Origin of the sequence: Thalassomonas actiniarum (assembly GCF_000948975.2) — a bacterium.
GTDB lineage: Bacteria > Pseudomonadota > Gammaproteobacteria > Enterobacterales > Alteromonadaceae > Thalassomonas > Thalassomonas actiniarum.
This window is the reverse complement of sequence record NZ_CP059735.1, coordinates 1,130,404-1,150,755: the sequence shown is the minus strand read 5'-3', so window position 1 is coordinate 1,150,755 and position 20,352 is coordinate 1,130,404. Positions and strand designations below refer to the sequence as shown.

General features: G+C 47.2%; 18 protein-coding genes. 4 read left to right on the top strand and 14 right to left on the bottom strand.

Going from position 1 to position 20,352, the window contains the following annotated elements; genetic code table 11:
- Window positions 1–90: 90 nt before the first annotated feature.
- The 11 genes from SG35_RS05080 to rpoE form a co-directional block, all read right to left on the bottom strand.
- Window positions 91–345, bottom strand: a complete 255-nt coding sequence (locus SG35_RS05080) for a hypothetical protein (RefSeq protein ID WP_044834721.1) — start codon at window positions 343–345, stop codon at window positions 91–93.
- Window positions 346–820: 475 nt separating this feature from the next.
- Window positions 821–1,558 (bottom strand): pyridoxine 5'-phosphate synthase, encoded by a 738-nt coding sequence (gene pdxJ, locus SG35_RS05075; RefSeq protein ID WP_044834720.1) that lies wholly within the window; start codon window positions 1,556–1,558, stop codon window positions 821–823.
- Window positions 1,555–2,250 (bottom strand): DNA repair protein RecO, encoded by a 696-nt coding sequence (gene recO, locus SG35_RS05070; RefSeq protein WP_044834719.1) that lies wholly within the window; start codon window positions 2,248–2,250, stop codon window positions 1,555–1,557. Before recO ends, pdxJ begins: the two co-directional genes overlap by 4 nt.
- Window positions 2,251–2,259: 9 nt before the next feature.
- On the bottom strand, window positions 2,260–3,171 hold the full coding sequence (gene era / locus SG35_RS05065; RefSeq protein WP_044834718.1) for a GTPase Era: 912 nt from the start codon (window positions 3,169–3,171) through the stop codon (window positions 2,260–2,262).
- Window positions 3,161–3,847: a ribonuclease III gene (rnc, locus tag SG35_RS05060; protein ID WP_201777825.1), complete on the bottom strand. Its 687-nt coding sequence runs from the start codon at window positions 3,845–3,847 to the stop codon at window positions 3,161–3,163. Before rnc ends, era begins: the two co-directional genes overlap by 11 nt.
- A 5-nt stretch (window positions 3,848–3,852) precedes the next feature.
- Window positions 3,853–4,773 (bottom strand): signal peptidase I, encoded by a 921-nt coding sequence (gene lepB / locus SG35_RS05055; protein ID WP_044834717.1) that lies wholly within the window; start codon window positions 4,771–4,773, stop codon window positions 3,853–3,855.
- Between the two features lie 10 nt (window positions 4,774–4,783).
- Window positions 4,784–6,574, bottom strand: coding sequence for a translation elongation factor 4 (gene lepA / locus SG35_RS05050; protein WP_044834716.1), 1,791 nt, complete (start codon window positions 6,572–6,574; stop codon window positions 4,784–4,786).
- Between the two features lie 90 nt (window positions 6,575–6,664).
- A complete protein-coding gene (locus SG35_RS05045; protein WP_044834715.1) occupies window positions 6,665–7,141 on the bottom strand; it encodes a SoxR reducing system RseC family protein in 477 nt (158 codons plus the stop codon).
- Window positions 7,142–7,192: 51 nt separating this feature from the next.
- Window positions 7,193–8,143 carry a MucB/RseB C-terminal domain-containing protein gene (locus tag SG35_RS05040; protein ID WP_044834714.1) on the bottom strand — a complete coding sequence of 317 codons (951 nt, stop codon included), beginning with the start codon at window positions 8,141–8,143 and terminating at the stop codon, window positions 7,193–7,195.
- The gene (locus tag SG35_RS05035; RefSeq protein WP_053043279.1) at window positions 8,140–8,760 is read right to left on the bottom strand and encodes a sigma-E factor negative regulatory protein; all 621 of its coding nucleotides are present in this window, start codon (window positions 8,758–8,760) and stop codon (window positions 8,140–8,142) included. Before SG35_RS05035 ends, SG35_RS05040 begins: the two co-directional genes overlap by 4 nt.
- Before the next feature lie 21 nt (window positions 8,761–8,781).
- Window positions 8,782–9,354, bottom strand: a complete 573-nt coding sequence (gene rpoE, locus SG35_RS05030; RefSeq protein ID WP_044834713.1) for an RNA polymerase sigma factor RpoE — start codon at window positions 9,352–9,354, stop codon at window positions 8,782–8,784.
- A 209-nt stretch (window positions 9,355–9,563) separates the two neighbouring features.
- Here rpoE and nadB point away from each other — a divergent pair, with 209 nt between their 5' ends.
- Entirely contained in the window at window positions 9,564–11,195 is a 1,632-nt protein-coding gene (gene nadB, locus SG35_RS05025) for an L-aspartate oxidase (protein WP_044834712.1), read from the top strand.
- A gap of 22 nt (window positions 11,196–11,217) precedes the next feature.
- On the opposite strand, the gene SG35_RS05020 is transcribed toward nadB, so the two are convergent.
- Together SG35_RS05020 and SG35_RS05015 are read right to left on the bottom strand one after the other, a co-directional pair.
- The gene (locus SG35_RS05020) at window positions 11,218–11,787 is read right to left on the bottom strand and encodes a hypothetical protein (protein WP_152646738.1); all 570 of its coding nucleotides are present in this window, start codon (window positions 11,785–11,787) and stop codon (window positions 11,218–11,220) included.
- 9 nt (window positions 11,788–11,796) lie between these two features.
- Window positions 11,797–12,048, bottom strand: coding sequence for an FAD assembly factor SdhE (locus SG35_RS05015; protein ID WP_044834772.1), 252 nt, complete (start codon window positions 12,046–12,048; stop codon window positions 11,797–11,799).
- Between the two features lie 130 nt (window positions 12,049–12,178).
- Here SG35_RS05015 and ygfZ point away from each other — a divergent pair, with 130 nt between their 5' ends.
- Together ygfZ and SG35_RS05005 are read left to right on the top strand one after the other, a co-directional pair.
- A complete protein-coding gene (gene ygfZ, locus SG35_RS05010; RefSeq protein WP_044834710.1) occupies window positions 12,179–13,144 on the top strand; it encodes a tRNA-modifying protein YgfZ in 966 nt (321 codons plus the stop codon).
- Between the two features lie 45 nt (window positions 13,145–13,189).
- Window positions 13,190–13,678, top strand: a complete 489-nt coding sequence (locus SG35_RS05005; protein ID WP_044834709.1) for an FKBP-type peptidyl-prolyl cis-trans isomerase — start codon at window positions 13,190–13,192, stop codon at window positions 13,676–13,678.
- Between the two features lie 152 nt (window positions 13,679–13,830).
- On the opposite strand, the gene SG35_RS05000 is transcribed toward SG35_RS05005, so the two are convergent.
- Window positions 13,831–14,379: a YkvA family protein gene (locus SG35_RS05000; RefSeq protein WP_044834708.1), complete on the bottom strand. Its 549-nt coding sequence runs from the start codon at window positions 14,377–14,379 to the stop codon at window positions 13,831–13,833.
- Window positions 14,380–14,603: 224 nt separating this feature from the next.
- On the opposite strand from SG35_RS05000, the gene SG35_RS04995 reads away from it, so the two are divergent.
- Complete coding sequence (locus SG35_RS04995; RefSeq protein ID WP_044834707.1) at window positions 14,604–20,216, top strand: diguanylate cyclase domain-containing protein; 5,613 nt, start codon at window positions 14,604–14,606, stop codon at window positions 20,214–20,216.
- Window positions 20,217–20,352: the final 136 nt, after the last annotated feature.

Genomic DNA, 20,352 nt, shown 5'->3' with positions numbered 1-20,352 from the left:
AACGGGGAATAAAGCAGGAAATAAAATTTGGCGTTAGAAATTAAAATCCGGCTAAAAAGCCGGATCAAAATGGAAGATTTATAAAATAACCTAACCCAGAGCTCTTAACTCAATCTCCGGGGAAGTATTAATTTCTCCATCTTCTGTGATAGCGGCAATACCGGCATTACACTGCAGCACGGCAATACTGCGCCCCTCTTCGTTGCGAATAAACAGTAGCTCATAGCCAAACTTTCCCAGGCTGCTGGCCGAGAATTTTTGGGCTAGAGACAACTTTGACCACCAAATCGACTGCTCCGGCGGCTCTTTTCTCCTTTCAAGTTCATGTTGTTTTTGCGAGGGCATAACATACTCCGACTGAAGAATTCAGACACCTTCATCTTTAACTATAGTCGAACAGTAACGCAAATTAAACCAGCTAAATTATAAAGACAAGAACATACTTTATTGGCCGTGGAGGCAAATCTCAAAGCATGTCATTGCGAGGGCGGGAGTAGATGGAATATCCGCAATTCCCGAAATACTTTACGAGTAGATAAATAAACCCGGGCCGGGTTTCTTGCTTTAAGCATCAAACGTTTCCTATCACAAACGGCGTTGTCCAAACCGTCGATCACCGCCCTTGCATTGTGATATCAGGAGAGCATGGCCGGTACAGCTCCCCGAGGACTCTGTTGCTTAGGCCAGATTTCTTGCTTCAAGCATCAAACGTTTCACATCACGAACGGCTTTGTCTAAACCGTCGATAGCCGCCCTTGCATTGTGATATCAGGAGAGCATGGCCGGTATCAAGCCTACAGCTCCCCGACGGCTCTGTTGCTTAGGCCAGATTTCTTGCTTCAAGCATCAGACGTTTCATATCACGAACGGCTTTGTCTAAACCGTCGATAGCCGCTCTTGCAATGATGGCATGGCCAATATTCAATTCAATAATTTCTTCGATTGCAGCTACGGGTTTTACATTGAAATAATTCAATCCGTGCCCGGCATTGACTTTAAGCCCCTGCTCATGGGCATATTTGATCCCTTGTTTTAAACGTGCTAATTCCGCCATTTGCTCCTGCTCGGTAACGGCATCGGCATAATGCCCGGTATGAATTTCTATATAAGGAGCTTTGCTTGCCACTGCGGCATCAATTTGTTTAATGTCGGCATCGATAAACAAGCTGGTCTGGATACCCGCAGCCGTTAACCTGGCCACAGCATCGCTGATCTTGTCCACTTGCCCGGCAACATCCAAACCACCTTCGGTGGTTAATTCTTCGCGCTTTTCCGGCACCAGGCAACAAAATACGGGCTTAACCTCACAGGCAATCGCCAGCATTTCCTCGGTTACCGCCATTTCCAGATTCATCCGGGTGTGCAGGGTTTGCTTAAGCACATAAATATCCCGATCTTGTATATGGCGTCTGTCTTCACGTAAGTGCACCGTGATACCGTCGGCGCCGGCATGCTCGGCAACAGAGGAAGCATAAACAGGATCCGGGTAGTTAGTGCCACGGGCCTCACGTAAGGTAGCGATATGATCGACATTAACACCGAGTAAAATTTCATTCATGACATTGTTTCTCTTTTTATAAACAGTTTCCGGCTATGTAAAGGTTTAGCGCCGAGTAACTCAGACAACACCTGGCGCATTAAGCGTTTAAAACAAAGTAAAGTTTCTTTGGCAGCAAAGTCCTGCCTGGCTATCGCCTGTAATGCCCCCTGATGATAATTAGGATAAAGCTTCTGATCTTGCGAGGGAACAAAGCCCAGCTCAGGTTGATAATAAAAGTGGCCGCTGGCAACTTCCATCACAGGGGTAAAATCCAGCGGAATACCCAGTTCCTCCAGGAGGGCCAGTTCAAACTTTCTTAAAATAAGTTCAATAGAGGAAGCTGCAGTTAACGCCTCAAGGCTGGCGTGATAGTTCAGATATAACTCTTCGCAGGGCACATGCTCGGCCAGCAAACGCACCAGCAGTTCATTTAAATACATGGCGCTGTAGAGGTTATCACCGCTTAAAGGATAAGATTTGGCTGAGGCCTCAACCCGGCTGAGCCTTTTCAGGCTGCTTCGCCCTTTAAGCACAACCGTTATCGGGGTAAAAGGCTGTAATAACCCGCTTTTACTGCTCTTTGAAGATTTGTTCATATAGACAAGTGCAGCGACTTTACCGTCGTTTTCCGTCAGCAACTCCACCAGGTGCTGACTGTCCTTAAAAGGGCGGCTGTGAAGTAAAAAAGCCCGCTGCTCTTGCACTATCATAATTGGCGGTTAACCCGAATAATCGTCACCGTATCCCAGGCTACGCAAGGCTCGTTCGTCATCGGCCCAGCCGGATTTTACCTTGACCCAGGTTTCCAGAAACACCTGCTGGCCAAACAAGGCTTCCATATCCCGGCGGGACTCCTGGCCAATGACTTTCAACTTTTCCCCTTTATTGCCGATAATCATGCGCTTTTGGCTATTACGCTCCACCAGCACCAGGGCATTGATATGTAATACCCCTTTGTTATCAACTTTAAACTGCTCAATTTCTACCGTGGTAGAATAAGGCAGCTCATCCCCGGTAAAGCGGATCAATTTTTCCCGGATAATTTCCGACGCCATAAAACGGCTGGAACGATCGGTAATATAATCTTCCGGAAACCAGAACTCTCCCTCTGGCAAAGCGTCCAGGCACAGGGACTTTATCTTGTCGACATTATCTCCTTTAGAAGCAGAGATAGGCACGATTTCCTGAAAATCATACAGGGCCCCCAGTTTTTGCAAATGGGGCAACAAGGCTTCCTTGTCCTGGACATTGTCAATTTTATTGACCACCAGGATACAAGGCACATTGGTTTGCTTGATTTTATTAAGCACCAGCTCATCATCCGTGGTCCAGTGGGTGCCTTCCACCAGGAATACCACCAGTTCCACCTCGGCAATCGAGCTGCTGGCGGCACGGTTCATCAAGCGGTTAATCGCCCGTTTCTCTTCGGTATGCAAACCGGGAGTATCCACCAAAATAGCTTGCTGGTTTTCCTCGGTTAAAATACCTAAGATACGGTGCCGGGTCGTTTGCGGTTTGCGGGAAGTTATACTGACTTTCTGGCCAAGCAAACTGTTAAGCAAGGTAGACTTACCGACATTGGGGCGGCCGACAATAGCAATCAGGCCGCAATTTGTTTCATCATTTGTCATGTGCGATCAACTCCAACACTTGCTGAGCAGCCGCTTGCTCCGCTTTGCGGCGGCTGGTACCTTTGGTAATAACTTCATTTTCCAGGACACTGGTGGTACAGCGCACGGTAAATTCCTGGTTATGGGACTGACCGCTGGTATGGATCACTTCATACAAAGGCAATTCGATTTTTCGTCCCTGTAAAAATTCCTGTAAACGGGTTTTAGGATCTTTTTGTTCATGGCCGGGTTTGATTTGCGCCAGGCGCTTGGCAAACCAGGTCAAAATCAGGGTGCGGCAGGTGCCGATATCTGAGTCCAGGTAGACGGCGCCGATAATGGCTTCCACCGCATCTTCAAGAATGGATTCCCGGCGATGGCCGCCGCTTTTTAACTCACCCGGTCCTAAAATCAGGTGATCGCCAAGCTGAAAATCTTTTGCGATTTCCGCCAGCGTCACTCCCTTTACCAGGCTGGAGCGCATCCGGGTCAGATCGCCTTCATTGTTTTTCGGAAATTTATCATATAAAGCTTCAGCAATCACAAAACCGAGAATGGAGTCGCCAAGGAACTCCAGCCGTTCATTGTGGGCCCCTTTGGCGCTGCGGTGCGTCAGCGCCTGGGTCAACAACTCAGGTTGCTTAAATTGATAACTGATCCTTTTCATTAGCCGGTTCATGGCCAGGGCATTCTTCATCACTATCAGTTAATTCCGCCTAATCGCTCAAAACGGACACCCGTAGGTATCCAGCTGGGTAAGAAGCTGTCCGGACCACGCTCGAAATCAAAACTCATCCAGATAGCCACGGCTTCCCCGACAATATTTTCTTCCGGTACAAAGCCCCAAAAACGGCTGTCCAGGCTGTTATCCCGGTTATCACCCATCACAAAATACTGGCCTTCGGGGACAACAAATTCATCCGCCGCCGTCCCGGCCTGTTTAAAGTAATTGGCCTTTCTCGGCAGGGTTTGTCCGTCAACCAGGATTTCATGGGTTTTCTCCGGCATTTGCGAGCTATAACGGCTTAAATCTGAGATACCGTCATCGTACTCCCCTTTTGCCTGGAAGTTTTGTACCACAGGCTCAAATTCCGGACATTCACTGGCAGTCTCACTGCAGGCAGGTTTGATGTACAACTGTTTATTGCGGTAAATGATGCGGTCGCCGGGTAAACCGATCACCCGCTTGATAAAGTCAATTTGCGGATCGACCGGGTATTTAAACACCATCACATCGCCGCGTTCAGGCTCTGAGACTTCAAAAAACTTCTGGCGCGCCACCGGATCCCTTAAGCCATAGGTATATTTATTCACCAGGATAAAATCACCGTCAAGCAAGGTCGGCATCATAGAGCCGGAAGGAATTTGAAAAGGCTCATACAAAAATGAACGCAACACCAACACAAAAGCGATCACCGGAAAAATTTGTACCGAAGTATCCACAATCGCCGACGGCTCTGTGATACTGGCTATCGCTTCCTCGGACAGGGTGTCGTCACACTGGCTTTGCGCCGTGGCGAGTTTCAGCCTGCGCTGCGGCGCCAGGTAAAATTTATCCGCTACCCAGACAATTCCGGTGACTAAGGTAACGATCACTAAAAATATTGAAAAATAAACAGCCATAAGTTCCCTATTATTTATCTAACTTCAACACGGCTAAAAACGCTTCCTGGGGCACTTCAACATTACCCACCTGCTTCATACGTTTTTTACCTTCTTTTTGCTTCTGTAGTAATTTCTTCTTACGGCTGACATCACCGCCGTAACATTTCGCGGTTACGTTTTTACGTAATTGTTTTACCGTGGTACGGGCGATAATGTTGTTGCCTATTGCCGCCTGTATCGCGATATCAAACATCTGGCGGTGGATCAGCTCCTTGAGCTTTTCAACCAGCATACGTCCGCGGGCAACCGAGTTGGATCTGTGGGTGATCATCGCCAGGGCATCCACCCGGTCGCCATTGATCATCACATCGGCACGCACCATGTCGGAGGCTTCAAAACGGACAAAATGGTAATCCAGTGAGGCATAACCGCGGCTGGTGGATTTGAGTTTATCAAAGAAGTCCATCACCACTTCGGCCATAGGCAACTCATAGGTCACCGCTACCTGGTTACCGTGGTAGATCAGATCTTTTTGCACACCGCGTTTTTCGATACACAAGGTAATAACATTCCCCAGATGCTCCTGAGGTACCAGGATATTGGCCTGGACAATCGGCTCGCGAATTTCATCAATTTCATTCACCGGCGGTAAATCTGCGGGGTTATCAACGGACAGAATTTTACCGTTGGTGCAGGCCACTTCATAATTTACCGTCGGCGCCGTGGTGATCAAATCCAGATCATATTCCCGCGCCAGCCGCTCCTGGATAATTTCCATATGCAGCATACCCAGAAAGCCGATACGGAAACCAAAACCAAGGGCTGAAGAGTTTTCCGGCTCAAAGAATAACGAGGCGTCATTGAGGCTTAACTTGTTCAAGGCATCGCGGAAGTTTTCATAATCATCCGAGCTGATGGGGAAAACACCGGCATAAACCTGGGGTTGCACTTTCTTAAAGCCGGGTAAAGGCTCTGATGCCTGCTGCTTGGCTATGGTCAGGGTATCCCCGACAGGTGCGCCATGGATCTCTTTGATACCGGCAATAATAAAACCTACCTCACCGGTTTTTAAAATGCCGGTTTCGGTTTGTTTCGGGGTAAAAATCCCCACTTTATCAATAATATGGGTTTGCCCGGTAGACATCACCAGCATTTTATCACCGGCTTTGATTTCGCCGTTCATCACCCGTACAAGTGATACTACCCCCTGGTAATTATCAAACCAGGAATCAACGATCAGTGCCTGTAAGTTTGCCTCAGGATCACCCTCAGGTGCCGGTACATTGGCAACGATAGTTTCCAGTACATCTTCGATACCAATACCGGTTTTTGCCGAGCAACTCACGGCTTCGGTGGCATCAATACCGATGATATCTTCAATTTCTTCACAAACACGCTCAGGATCAGCCTGAGGCAAATCGATTTTATTGAGGATAGGCAAAACTTCCAGATCCATCTCTATCGCGGTATAACAGTTGGCTACGGTTTGCGCTTCAACCCCCTGTCCCGCATCCACCACCAGCAGGGCCCCTTCACAGGAAGCTAACGAGCGGGAAACTTCATAGGAGAAATCCACATGGCCCGGGGTATCGATAAAGTTTAACTGGTAGGTTTCACCGTCTTTGGCTTTATAGTTTAAGGTCACACTTTGTGCCTTGATGGTAATACCGCGCTCACGTTCGATATCCATGGAATCCAATACCTGAGCTTCCATTTCACGATCTTGCAAGCCTCCACAGTATTGAATTAAGCGGTCGGAAAGAGTGGATTTACCATGATCAATATGCGCTATGATCGAAAAATTTCGGATATTTTTCATAAATTGAAATTCAAATAAATAGGGTCGTTATAACAATAATGGCGAGATTTTAGCTAATTTAGCGCGCTGGGGCTATCTTTACTTAACAATTCAGAGGAGGATTTCTGTTACAGCGATTGTCTGCCCGGCGCGGCGTAGAATTTCCGGCTGCAATAACCTGGCTTTTTTCGAATTTTTTTGTCGATATTTTGCCAGCCGATATCCGCCATATCCGCCGGAAACACCAAGTAAAATAGCAAATATTTCATGAGTTAACATGCCCTGCATCATCAGGAACTGACCCAGCGAAGAAGCCGCAATCAGCCCTGCCAAAGGCAAGAGATAAACCTGGGCGGCAACCTGCAAAAGCCCTTTTTCCGGTAAGCCCAGTACGACGGTATCCCCGACATTAAGGGACAGCCCGGAAGAGACAACCAGGGTGAGTTTTTGTAAGGGGATAGCTTTGGCCACCTGGCCGCTGCCGCAGTTGTCCACTTGCTGGCAACTGCTGCAACTTGATTTGACCTGGCTTTCAAGGGTGACTTGATCTTGGTTGATGGCAACCACAGTTGCCATTTCTTCTATCATCTGGCTCTCGATTACTCTTCATCGCTCCCGATCAGAAAGCAGCGAATAAGGTCAGTTAGTAAAAACAATGGAGTCGGCAATAGCTTTGGCAGTACTGGTCGGTATTTTGCCCACCACACTGATCTCAAAACCCGAAACCACCTGATTAAGGATCACGGTAGCGCCATCCATCACATATTCTACCGATCTTTGTTTATCAGAGCTAGTCCCGACATAAACGGAAACATCCACTAAGCCATCGTTAAACAACATAAACTCAACCGGCTGCTTAGTCACGGGGATGCGGTGGCGGTTCGCCTTTACCCGCTCAAATCCCGCCGGTAACCAGTTAACCCGCCATGAAAATTTTTCATCCTGTGAACTCTTGGGGATATCTAAAACTTTCGGTAATTCGGTTGCCTGCAGCTGCTGCAAACTTTCCGACGGACTTTCTGTGATATCCAGATGGGTAAACTGTACCTGCTCCAGTAACTGGCCTTTACGGCTGATGATGGCAAGCTTAAGTAACAGGCCGCTCTCCTGATCCAACCACAGCCAGTGGCCGAAGGTTTGTTGATCTTTTGGCACAATACGCACCAGTTGCGCCGGACGTCCCAATACCCGGCTTCGTCCTACCGAGATAAAATCATAATGACCTTTTAATTGATGAACATCCCCGCTGAGGATCGCTGGAATAGGGCCGCTTATCTGGGTCGATAAAACCGAATAAGGCGGCAATTCGGGTTCGATATAACTGACAATATTACCTTTGCGTAATTTATCGCGCCGCGGGCCGTTTAATAACGCCAGGATTTCCAGCTCAACCCCTTCACTGCTTACGCCGTGAAACCAGTGATAGGGCTCTGCCTGATTGTTTTTTACCACCACAAAAGAAGTGCTGAAGTTGCGTTGTTGTAGTGCCTGGGAGAGTCGCTCAAGCCAGGAGATGGCCTGTTCATTTTCAGCGGCGAACACGGGCAAGCTGCCCGCCGCCAAGAGTATAAAATAACCGATTAATTTCATTTATTTTGTTCTTCAGCCATATCCTGCTTATTTTGCTTAAGGTTTTCCTGCTGTGCTGCAGCGCTTGCATCAACACCCGTGGCACTTAATTTAATCTGTTGCTGATGATCCGCTAATAACGCCTGAAAACGCCTGTGCTGCTCGACATAAGCCTGTTTCTGGGCTTCGCGGCTGTTTGACTGGGTATTATAACTGACCGGATTGGCGATACCGCCAAAAGGTGCGGTCTGGATCACCTGGCTGGGGATAAGCTCTTCTTCTGTATTTGATTGCTGCCCGACGCCGAAAATCATCAAGCCGGCGGCGGATGCCGCTATCGCCATTTGACCGGCAGGTTTGGCAAACTGGACGACTTTGGCTTTTAATGCCGCAAAAACCTGTCCTGACTCTTTAGGGGCTAATACGGTCGGCTCTTGTGCAATTGCCGCCGCTATCTCATCCGATAAATCCAACTCCAACGCTTGCGGCACATCATCACGGATCATGTCACCGATCAAATGATAACGCTGCCAGGCGTCAGACATCTCCTTATCCTTGACTATATCATCAAGTTCAGTGTCGTTTACCTGATAGTTATCAACAAGCGATGATACTGACTCGAACTTAGTTTCACTCATATTTACACCTTTAATATAGCCTTAAAGTAGCGGCCGGATTTTTTTATCTATTGCATCACGCGCCCTGAAAATACGTGACCTTACCGTCCCGACGGGACACTCCATAATAGTGGCAATTTCTTCATAACTTAGTCCCTCAAGTTCTCTGAGATTAATCGCGGTGCGCAAATCTTCAGGTAATTGCTCTATGGTATCGAATATAACTTTTTTGATTTCTTGCGTGAGTAAAAGTTTCTCCGGTGAAGCATTTTCTCTTAATGCCTCACCACCATCATAAAATTCTGCATCTTCAATTTCGACATCTGATCCCGGCGGTTTACGCCCTTTGGCGACCATATGATTTTTCGCACAATTTACCGCAATCCGGTAAAGCCAGGTGTAATACGCACTGTCCCCTCTAAAATTAGGCAGTGCGCGATATGCTTTAATAAAAGCTTCCTGAACTATATCCGCTACATCACTATGATTTTTGACATAACGGGAAACCAAATTGGCAACTTTATGCTGATATTTTCTCACTAGCAGGTTGTAAGCGTTTTTATCACCACGTTGCACCCGCTCAACCAGTTCCTGGTCGACGTTTTGTTCGCTCATTCGAGCCATATCTCCTAATAACCAATAAAATAAATAACATCTGGCTCATGGCAAACGCATCAAGTAGGACTGTGCATGTGCGAAAAAGTTCTAATAAAATCAAAAATAATTTGAATTTATTTTATATCATCCCTTTATTACTGTTCTGCATGACGATTAAGCGTTAATATTCACCAACTAAGTATAGGGTACCTGAAAATCAAAGATATATGAATAAACAACACAATTGTGACGTCTTAATTATCGGCAGTGGCGCAGCGGGATTAACCCTGGCATTACACCTGGCCAAAACCGCCGACGTAATCGTATTATGTAAGGGGCCCATCAATGAAGGCTCCACCTACTATGCCCAGGGAGGCATAGCCGCGGTTTTTGACAAAAATGACAGTATCGACTCCCATGTTTCAGATACCCTGATCGCCGGCGCCGGTTTGTGTGAAGCCGACACGGTCAAATATACCGCAGAAAATGCCAAGGCCTGCCTCGAATGGCTGATAGAGCAAGGCGTTGATTTTGATCAGGAAAAAAATCATGACGGTAATATACGTTATCACCTGACCCGCGAAGGCGGCCACAGCCACAGGCGGATTCTCCACGCCGCAGACGCCACCGGACAGGCGGTGCAAACCACTTTAGTGGATAAAGTCCGCCAACATAACCGTATCCGCATTTTTGAACGTTATAATGCCGTCGATCTGATCAGTGAGCAGGGCAAGAAAGGCAAAGAAAAATCCTGCATCGGCGCCTATATCTGGAACCGCAACAGTGAAAAAGTAGAAAGCGTTTTTGCCCACAAAACCATACTCGCCACGGGCGGCGCCAGTAAAGTTTATCAATACACTTCCAATCCGGATGTCGCCAGCGGCGACGGGGTAGCCATGGCCTGGCGCGCCGGCTGCCGGGTGGCCAATATGGAGTTTAACCAATTTCACCCCACCTGCCTGTTTCATCCGGATGCCGGCACTTTTCTGCTGACCGAGGCATTAAGAGGCGAAGGGGCTATCCTCAGGCGTCCCGACGGCAGCCGCTTTATGCTCGAATTCGATGAAAGGGCCGAGCTGGCGCCGCGGGATATAGTGGCCCGGGCAATTGATTATGAGATGAAACGTTTAGGCGCCGACTGCATGTATCTGGACATCAGCCATAAGCCCGCCGACTTTATCAAACAGCATTTCCCGACCATCTATGAAAAAACCCTTTCCCTGGGTATAGATATGACCCAGCAACCGATCCCGATCGTACCGGCGGCCCATTATACCTGTGGCGGCGTGATGGTGGATAAACATGGCCGCACCGATATCGCCAACCTCTACGGCATCGGCGAAGTCACCTATACCGGACTTCATGGCGCCAATCGCATGGCCAGCAACTCTTTGCTTGAATGCCTGGTCTTTGCCCGGGCAGCGGCACTGGACATCAGCCAGTCTTTACCCGAGTGCCATGGCACCAAGTGCCTGCCCCCCTGGGATGAAAGCCGGGTTACAGATTCGGATGAAGAAGTGGTGATCCAACATAACTGGCATGAATTAAGATTATTTATGTGGGATTATGTCGGCATCGTCCGGACCACAAAGCGTTTAGAGCGGGCATTGCACCGGGTAGAGTTATTGCAAAGGGAAATAAGTGATTATTACCGCCACTTTAAAGTCAGCAATAATTTGCTGGAATTAAGAAACTTAGTGCAGGTTGCCGAACTCATTATCCGCAGCGCAATGCAGCGAAAAGAAAGCCGGGGCCTACATTATACCTTAGATTATCCCGAGCTCAGCCCCGAGGCCAAAGCAACCATATTAAATCCGGAGCCAGCCGGCAAACAAGTCAAACGCCAATCAGGCAGCTAAGGCAATAAACCATAGCAAACCGTTAATTCAGGGCCTGACGTTCCAGGCCCTGTTCTTTTGCCTGGTGCTGCTTCAATGATAATACCACGCGGCTTAAACGGGCAAAGTCTTGCGTTGACACATTGTTTTTAAAGATAAAATAACCACTAATAACGGGCTTAGCTGCCACCGCCTTGTCCCGGCTTAGCTCAACGGGCGCTTCAAGGAGTTCATCCGTTAAAATCAGCCAGCAACCGGCAAATCCCACCCGGCTACTCGCAACCAATTTCAGCACCGGCCCCCGGTCAAAACGACAATAGCCATCAGCAGATATCATTAAAGAACAGCTTAGCCGTCGGGTAGCTTTTCCTGGGTTTCCCAATAAAAAACACGCGTATATGCAGAGCAGACAAAAGACAACAAAGGCAGCTAACATCAAGGTTTGTGCCGATATCGGCAACAACAGGATAACAATAACAAAGCTGCTTCCCCCGTACAGGCGATAGTGATTAACGGAGGCAAAAATAGAGATGGCAAAAGGAGAGCTGTCATTAACCAGGGCGTGCCAGGGGCCAAAACCGTCATTAATCACCAGCCCGGCCCCCATAAACAAAATTGAAGCTTAAACTTTTACCCTGTTCAGAATAAGCTGCACCATGCTGTTAAGTTCAGGATCTTCACAACTTTCATGTCCCATAAACCAGGCAAAAAGCTCAGGATCTTCACAGGTCAACAAACGTTCAAAAATGATTTGTTCCTGCGCAGAGAGTTGATCATAAGCCTCATCCACGAAAGGCATAAACAGTACATCCAGCTCTAACATTCCACGACGACACGCCCACTTCAAACGGGCTTTTTTATTAGCCAACGACATAAAACACCATAAAAGTTTAACATTAGCCATATTCTATCAATTTCACCAAGAAAAAACGCGGCTGATCCTTGTTTTTTTTTTAATTGCCCTCATTGCTATAAATAATTAATTCCCAGGCTTTTTAAACTCTATGACTATTGACCCTTCCCTGCCGGCCCTTGAACAACTTCCCGACGCTTTTCTGATTGCATTAACCGATTACAGTGCCATCTCGTTATCGGGAGAAGAGCAAAGTAAATATCTGCAAGGCCAGGTGACCTGTGATGTCAACGAAACCAATGAACATAGCCTGACAATTGGCGCCCACTGCAATGCCAAGGGAAAAGTGCTCTCGGTATTTCGCCTCCTTAACCACAAAGGCGCACACCTGTTGCTACAGCCCAAAAGCTGCCTGGCGGCATCGCTGGCAGAATTACAGAAATTTGGAGTTTTTGCCAAGGTCGATATTAGCCAGAGCAATGACCTTAACTTTTATGCCTTAGCCGGCAATAAAGCAGAAACAGAAATCCAAAAAATCTACCCGCAAGTACCGGACAACATGACCCCGGTGGTACAAAACGGCGATACCACTTTGGTTTACCTGCCGGGAGAAATCACGCGCTATTTACTTATCGGCCCGCAGGAGCAGCTCACTAAAGCCACTGAACCACTGGCATTAACCCTTTACTCCTCCCCTTTATGGGATTTAATAGAAATAACCGAAGGATTTCCTATACTGGAGCAACACGCCCTGCTCGAATATGTGCCGCAAATGTTAAACCTACAAGCCATTAACGGCATCAGCTTTACTAAAGGCTGCTACCTGGGACAAGAAACCGTTGCCAGAATGCAATACCTGGGGAAAAATAAACGCGCCTTATATTCGTTGACAACACACCAGGGCACGGCGCAATCCGGCAACATTGTCGAACAGCAACTGGGAGAAAACTGGCGCAAGGCGGGAGATATCTTGACAGCTTACCGGGCAGATAGCGGACAAACCTATATCCAGGCGGTGCTGACAACAGATATAGCCGCCGATACGCCACTGAGAATAAAAGAACAGCCGCAGACATCGCTGTCTGTTGCAACCTTACCCTATTCGTTAGCCAAATAAATAATACACAAATATTTTAATCCACTTAACAAACCAGGAATTAACATGAAAATTAGTAGCAACAAAGTCGTTGTCATGCATTATGCCGTATCCGACAGCGAAGGCACTTTAATTGACAGCTCATACGACCACCAGCCTTTGGCGGTTATTCATGGCACAGGTTACCTGATCCCTGGATTGGAAGATGCCCTGCTCGATCATCAGGTTGGCGATAAGTTTGAAGTCGCAGTCAAGGCTGAACAGGCCTATGGCGAGCGCAACGATAATTTTGTCCAGAATGTCCCTAAAGCCATGTTTGAAGGCATAGAAGACCTGGATGTCGGCACTCAGCTGCGGGCAACCACAGATGACGGCGAACAAACCGTTATTGTCATCGATATCAGTGATGATGAAATAACCGTAGACGGTAACCACCCGTTAGCCGGTATAGATCTCAGTTTTGATGTAGAAATTCTTGAAGTAAGAGATGCTACGGAAGAAGAATTAAGCCACGGGCATGTGCACGGTGAAGGTGGTTGCGGCCATAACCATTAAAAATTGCTGCTTGTTGACATCCATGTCACCGCAGCATACCCTTCGTCTTGAACATTGCTGTTCTTTGACATCCATGTCATCACAGCATACCGTTCGTCCTGAACATAAAAAAACGCTCTATTGAGCGTTTTTTTATGATTCCCGTTTATCCATTAAAAAATGGAGCGGAACGAAGAACGACCCGAGCGCCTGGTACTGCGACGGTGGCGTAAACGACTATGTAATTCGCGTCGTTTTGAGTCCAGCCATTCTTCCCGGGTAATAGGATTATCACCGGCCCTGACTTCTTCACGCTCACGGTAAGCGCAAAATTCTTCAAATGCGTCAATGTCGTCCTGCAATTCTTCGGCGACTAACTCGATCATAATGGCGTCATCGAGAAAACCCAGCACCGGGATATGATCCGGCACTAAATCTTCAGGCTCACTGAAATAAGCCAAAGCACTAAGCACATCGGCCCGCTCTTCTTCCGGCAATTTCCATTCGCTGTCTTCGATCATGGCCACTAAGGTTTCTAACTTCTTAAGACGCAAACGAACAAATTCCGGCACATTTCCTTTCACATCACCACTAAGGTTTTTTGCATTGCTTAAGATCTGACCTTCATCCAAGGCCTTAGTGCCAGCCTGTGCCTTTCTCATTACTTCACGAAAGTACTCCAGATCCGACTCTTCCAACTCGAATTTAACTTCAAATGCCATGTTTATCTCCTGGCTGTTATTCATGATTGACACTTACTCATTTAATCTATCAGAACAAGGCCCATCCGGCACTAAAGAACTGGAAATATTTTTGTTTTTTCTTCTTCACCTCCACTGAATTTACAATAGCAAGTAGCTTATTTTCAGGGACTTTATCAAAAATATTCCCATCCTGAACAAATGTCTATTCTATACTCAATGAGTTAAGGCTTAGGGATCCCAGGATGAAAGCGGAAATTAACGGATATCAATTAGAAGAACAAATATATGAAAGTGAAAGCTCCCTCATCTTTCGTGCGATCAGAAAAAAAGACCGACAGAGCGTTATCCTTAAATTTCTTAACCAAGACTTACCCAGCACCAAAGCACTTAGCCGCTATAAACAGGAATATAAAACCTTAAGCCACATATCCAGTTCCCGGGTGATCGCTATTTACGACCTAGTCACCAGCCAGGAAAAACCTGTGCTGGTATTGGAAGACTTTCATGGCCTTTCATTACAGTCCCTGCTAACACAACACACTTTTTCAACGCCGGACAAGCTCTACTATTGCATTGAAATCTGTAAGGCATTGGCAGATATTCATGAACAAAATATTATCCATAAAGCCCTCTGTCCGGCTCATGTCCTGATCAATCCCGCCACGCGGCAAGTCAAAATCATTGATTTTTCCCTGGCATCCGAGTTCAACCGTGAAGCCCCGGCATTAAAAGCCGGAGAGCAATTAACTGGCAATCTCGCTTACCTGGCGCCGGAGCAGTCCGGGCGCATGAACCGTTTACTGGACTATCGCGGCGATTATTATGCTTTGGGAGGGATCATCTATTTACTTTTTACCGGCCGCCTCCCCTTTGAGGATAAGGAGCCGCTGGAGTTAATCTACAGCCATATGGCCAAAGCGCCACCAACGCCGACCTCAGTGAATAAGAACGTGCCTGAGGTGATCTCAGATATCTGTTTGAAATTACTAGCGAAAGATCCAGAGCAAAGATACGGCTCCGCCAGGGGCATCATACATGATCTGCAGTTATGCCTTAAACAGGCTAACAAAGGGCGGCAGCTTAAGCGTTTTTCCCTGGCAGGTGAAGATCATCCACGTCAGCTGCAAATCTCACAAAAAATATATGGCCGGAGCCGGCAAGTTAAACAAATACGGCAAAAACTGCCAGACATCAGCCGAGGCCAGGTGGCCATATTATTAGTCAGCGGCGAGTCGGGCATAGGAAAAACAACCCTGATACAGGAAGTTTATCCCCCCCTGACCGCCTTTAAGGGGCATTTTATCCGGGGAAAATTCAGTCTTTACAGCAAAAATATTCCCTATTCCGCCTTTATTGACGCCTTTAAACAATTGATCGCCATCATCCTAAGCAGCTCCAAACAGCAGCTGCAAGGATGGAAAACCAGGATAAATAATGCCCTGGGCAGTAACGCCCAGGTATTAACCGATTTAATACCGGAACTGAAACTTATCACAGGCGAACCTCCTCCCCTGCCCGAACTGGGTTCCAGGGAAAATGAAAACCGCTTCAAACAGGTATTAAAAAAATTTATCCGGGTACTTTGCCAACCAGAGCACCCGCTGATTATCTTTATCGACGATTTACAATGGCTGGATATGGCATCAGGTCAATTAATCCAGTCCCTGCTGCAGGATAAAAACCTGGGGTATCTCTACTTACTCGGCGCCTACCGAACAAGTGAGCCTGGTGAAAACCATACTTTAGACACCCTGATTAACCAACTTAAGGCCAACAAAGGGGAGCTAACCACCATTTCCCTTCCCCCATTATCCCTGGAGAATATCAAACATTTTTTAGCCGACAGCCTGGCTGGTAAAACAGAAAATATCACTGAACTGGCTCGGCTAACTCAGGAGAAAACCTTAGGCAACCCTTTTTTTATAAAGGAATTTATCACCGAGCTTTACCGGAAAAATTTCATCAATTTCGATGTTCAACAAAAACGCTGGCAATGGGATCTAACAAAAATCACCTCCGCCAATATCACCAGCAATGTCATCAACTTTATGGTCGCTAAGTTAAAAGAACTGCCAGAGCACACCCTGGAATTATTAAAACTGGCGTCATGTGCCGGCAGCAAGTTTAACCTTAACACCCTGGCAACCATCAATAAAACCTCTCCGGAGCAAAGCTATCAGGAGTTATTGCCGGCACTTAAGGCCCGGCTGATCCAGCCCCTGTCCGAACCGGAATTATCAAGCCAGGCACTGGTCTCTGCCCGGCTGTTGATCTTTAAACTGAAATTTCTTCACGACAAGGTACAGCAGGCAGCCTATTCCCTGCTTACGCCTTTGCAGAAACAGCTGATACATTATAATCTCGGCTGCTTACTGTTCGAACGCGGCAACCCCAGTAATGAACAGCTGTTTGAAGAAGTGACCCACCTGAACCTGGGGGCAGCGCTGATCACTAACCCCTTCGGCATCATAGAAGTGATCGAATTAAATATGAAAGCGGCAGCCATAGCACACGCTTCAGGCGCTTACCAGACCTCCGCTGAACTGTGCCGACAGGCTCGAAAATTATTGCCGGAAAACAGCTGGTCATCCCATTTTGATCTGAGCTTTAGCGTCTACCTGGCATTAATTCAAGCCGAATATTTGTCCGGGCATTTTGACCGTGCCGATAGTTTATATCCTGTGGTGCTTAACCGGATCAAGGAGAAAAAAGATCTGCTGGAACTTTATGCCACCAAAATGATACAGGCAAACCTTAACGGTGATTTTGTCCAGGCAATTACTTCGGGACAAAGAGGCTTAGGCCTGCTTGGCATTGAATTTCCCGAAAATGAAAAATTGGCGGAGAAGCTCTTTTTACATGAACACCATGGCCTCAAAAAATTCAGCAGTTTATTCGAACAAGAAACGAAGCAAACGGCCTTGAACACAAACGCGGACTCAGAAAACCGGGATTCGTACGATGAAATAAAGTATGTTATGAAACTCCTGAGCTACCTTTGGATGCCGGTTTATTTTCTCGGGCGGATAAACACCCTGGGCTGGCTCTCTGCGAAAATGACGGCTTTAAGCCTGAAGCAGGGAAACAACGAATACTCGGCTTATGGCTATATGAATTATGCCTTTACCCTTTATTCCCTCCAGGAAGATCATCAACAGGCAAAGCAATTTTCCCAGCTCGCATTAGAGCTGATAAAAACATATGATAATAAAGAAATTAAAGGAAAAGTATTAATGCTTTCGGGCGCCAGCGGACACTGGCATAGCCCGCTTGAAGCACAGGAAACAACCTTCCAAAATGCTTTTGATTATTCCTTAGATTGCGGCGATTTTACCACCGCAGGTTATAGCGCCATCTGGCTGCTGGTTACCGGTTTTTTCAGCGGTAAACATTTCGAGCAGCTTTCCCGGGAAGCGGCCAATTTCTACCAATTCTATCTTGAGCATGAATCCGGACATTTGCAGGAACTCTTTTTACCTTTTGCCAGCCAGCTGCTGACCAGCTTATCCGGGATGTCATCTTTTGATTTAAAAATAGGGCCGGCATTTAATCAGGATATCTTTCTTACTAAGCATCAGCATAACCCGGTCGCGCTGGGTTTTTATTATAGCGCCAGACTTTACCGGGTTTTGTTATTGGAACAGACACAAACACCTGAGCAAGCTATTGCCTTGTGCGAACAGGGAAACCGTTTTAATCCCGGCACTATACTGATCCCTTTTAACAACTTCCATCTCAGCCTGGTTTTAACCGGCAATTTCAATCTCTATAGCAATGAAGAACAAAAGCAAAAGGCCCGGAACAAGATCGATAGCCTGCTCAGGCAAATGAAAAACTGGAGTGAATTAACCCCGGCGAATTATTTGCACAAATACCTGCTGATGTCAGCCGAATCTGCCCGGATTTTTGGCGAAAGCCACAGCAATGTCATGCAAAAATATGAAGCCGCCATTTCGGCATTGGAACAAACCCGGTATAAACATTATCTGGCGCTGGCAAATAAATGTTATGCCGGCTATTTACAACACAAGGGGCATATAAAAATTGCCGCCATGTACCTGCAACAAGCCCTCTATCTTTATCAAGGCTGGGGCTTTGCCAATCCTGTCAGGCAAATTAAAGAGCACTATGCCCGGTTGATGCCGCTCCCGGCTCAAGCGCCGCTATCAATACCCGAAGACAACAACCAGGCCCCCCTTGATAGCCAGACCCTGGATAAACTCCACCAGGTGCTTGCCGGAGAGAGCAACCAGAAAAAACTGTTACAACAATTAATTTGCCTGACGGCTGAAAATGCCGGCGCCGACAAGGCCATCCTGATATTGCGGGAGCAGGACAGCGAACACTGGTTTATCGAAGCACAATATCAGCTTAAAGAGTCGCAAGCAGATATCCGGGTACTGCAACATGCCTCCCCGGATAAGGATAAAATACCGCTGTCCCTGATCGAATATAATCTCCGTCTGGGTAAAGACCTGCTACTTGCCAACCCCCACCAGCAAAGCCAGTTTAGCCAAGATAGCTATATAAAAGTGCATAAACCCGGCTCAATTCTCTGCTGCGGCTTATTCAACCTGGGAAAGGTAACCGGCCTGATATACCTGGAAAACCAGATCTCCAGCTACGCTTTTACCCGGGAGCACCTGACCAGCTTAAAATTGGTCGCGGGGTTTTCGGCGATGCAGCTGGAAAATGCTCGCCTGAACCAAGAGCTCGAAACCAGGGTAACAAACCAAACCCGGGCATTAAAATTTAAAGCCGGTCTTGCTTCCCTGCTGGCTGAATTATCACATCAGCTAACACACTTGCCACCGGGTGAATGCGACAGAGAAATTGCCCGGGCTCTCGCCGTTTTAGGAAGTTTTTGCCGTCTCGATAATATCTATGTCTACCTTAGCAAAGGCAAAATACTGAAGATCGCCCACTGCTGGCACTTAAAAACCGGCAAGGTGCCCCTTGATATCCATATCGCCAGGCACAAAAACTTCATCCGTTTGCTTGAGCAAAAAAACTGTTTTTGCTTTAGGTCGCTAACGGAAATCCCCGCCGGTGCATCGGATTTCAATCAGGCCCTGGCCCAATATCAATTCAACTCAGGGATCATCGTCCGCTTATCAGATAAAGCAGAAAACCCCGGTTTTATCGCATTTGACAGCTCAACTAACAGGCATGCCTGGACGGATCCCGAAATCGCTTTACTGAAAACAGCCGCCGCTATCTTCGCCAGCGCCATCAAAAACAGCGCGCTGGCTCACCAACTCAAACAGACACAAGAAACATTGCTCAAAACAGAACATCAGCTAAACCAGAGTATCCAGCTAGATGAACTTACCGGGCTCCATAACCGGGTATTCTTCCACCAGCAATTGGCTTTGGAAATAACACGCGCCGCAAGAAACCAGCGCTATCTGTCAATTATTTTGCTGGATATTGATTATTTCAGACGTTATAACGACAATTGCGGTCATATCACCGGAGATAAAGCCCTGGTCAAAGTTGCCCGCAGCATAGAAAAGTTACTGAAACGTTCGGGAGAAAGTGTCGCCCGTTTTAGCGGAGAAGAATTTGCCATCATCCTCCCGGAAACCGACTTAAATCATGCCCATAAAACCGCAACTTTATTATGTAAGGGTATCCGCAGATTAAAAATCCCCCACCCCTGCTCAGATGCCTCAGAAGTGTTAACCGTAAGCCTGGGCATAGCAACCACTAAAGCCAGGATACAAACCTCGGCACAAGCTATGCTCAGTGTCGCGGATAAAGCCCTTTACCAGGCCAAAACCAATGGCCGTAACCGCTTTGCCGCCATAGAGCTGGAAAGTGACCATTATGCCGTGCCAAAGCAAGGGGCTTAGCAGCTTGGCCGGCGTAAAACCCATAACGCTTCATTGGCAAACTTAAATACTCACGCTTGCCGGTTTCTACGGGTAAATGTCAAAAGTTTTTGATCCAGATTAAAAATCTTACCCGGGATCCGATATCTTGATTGAA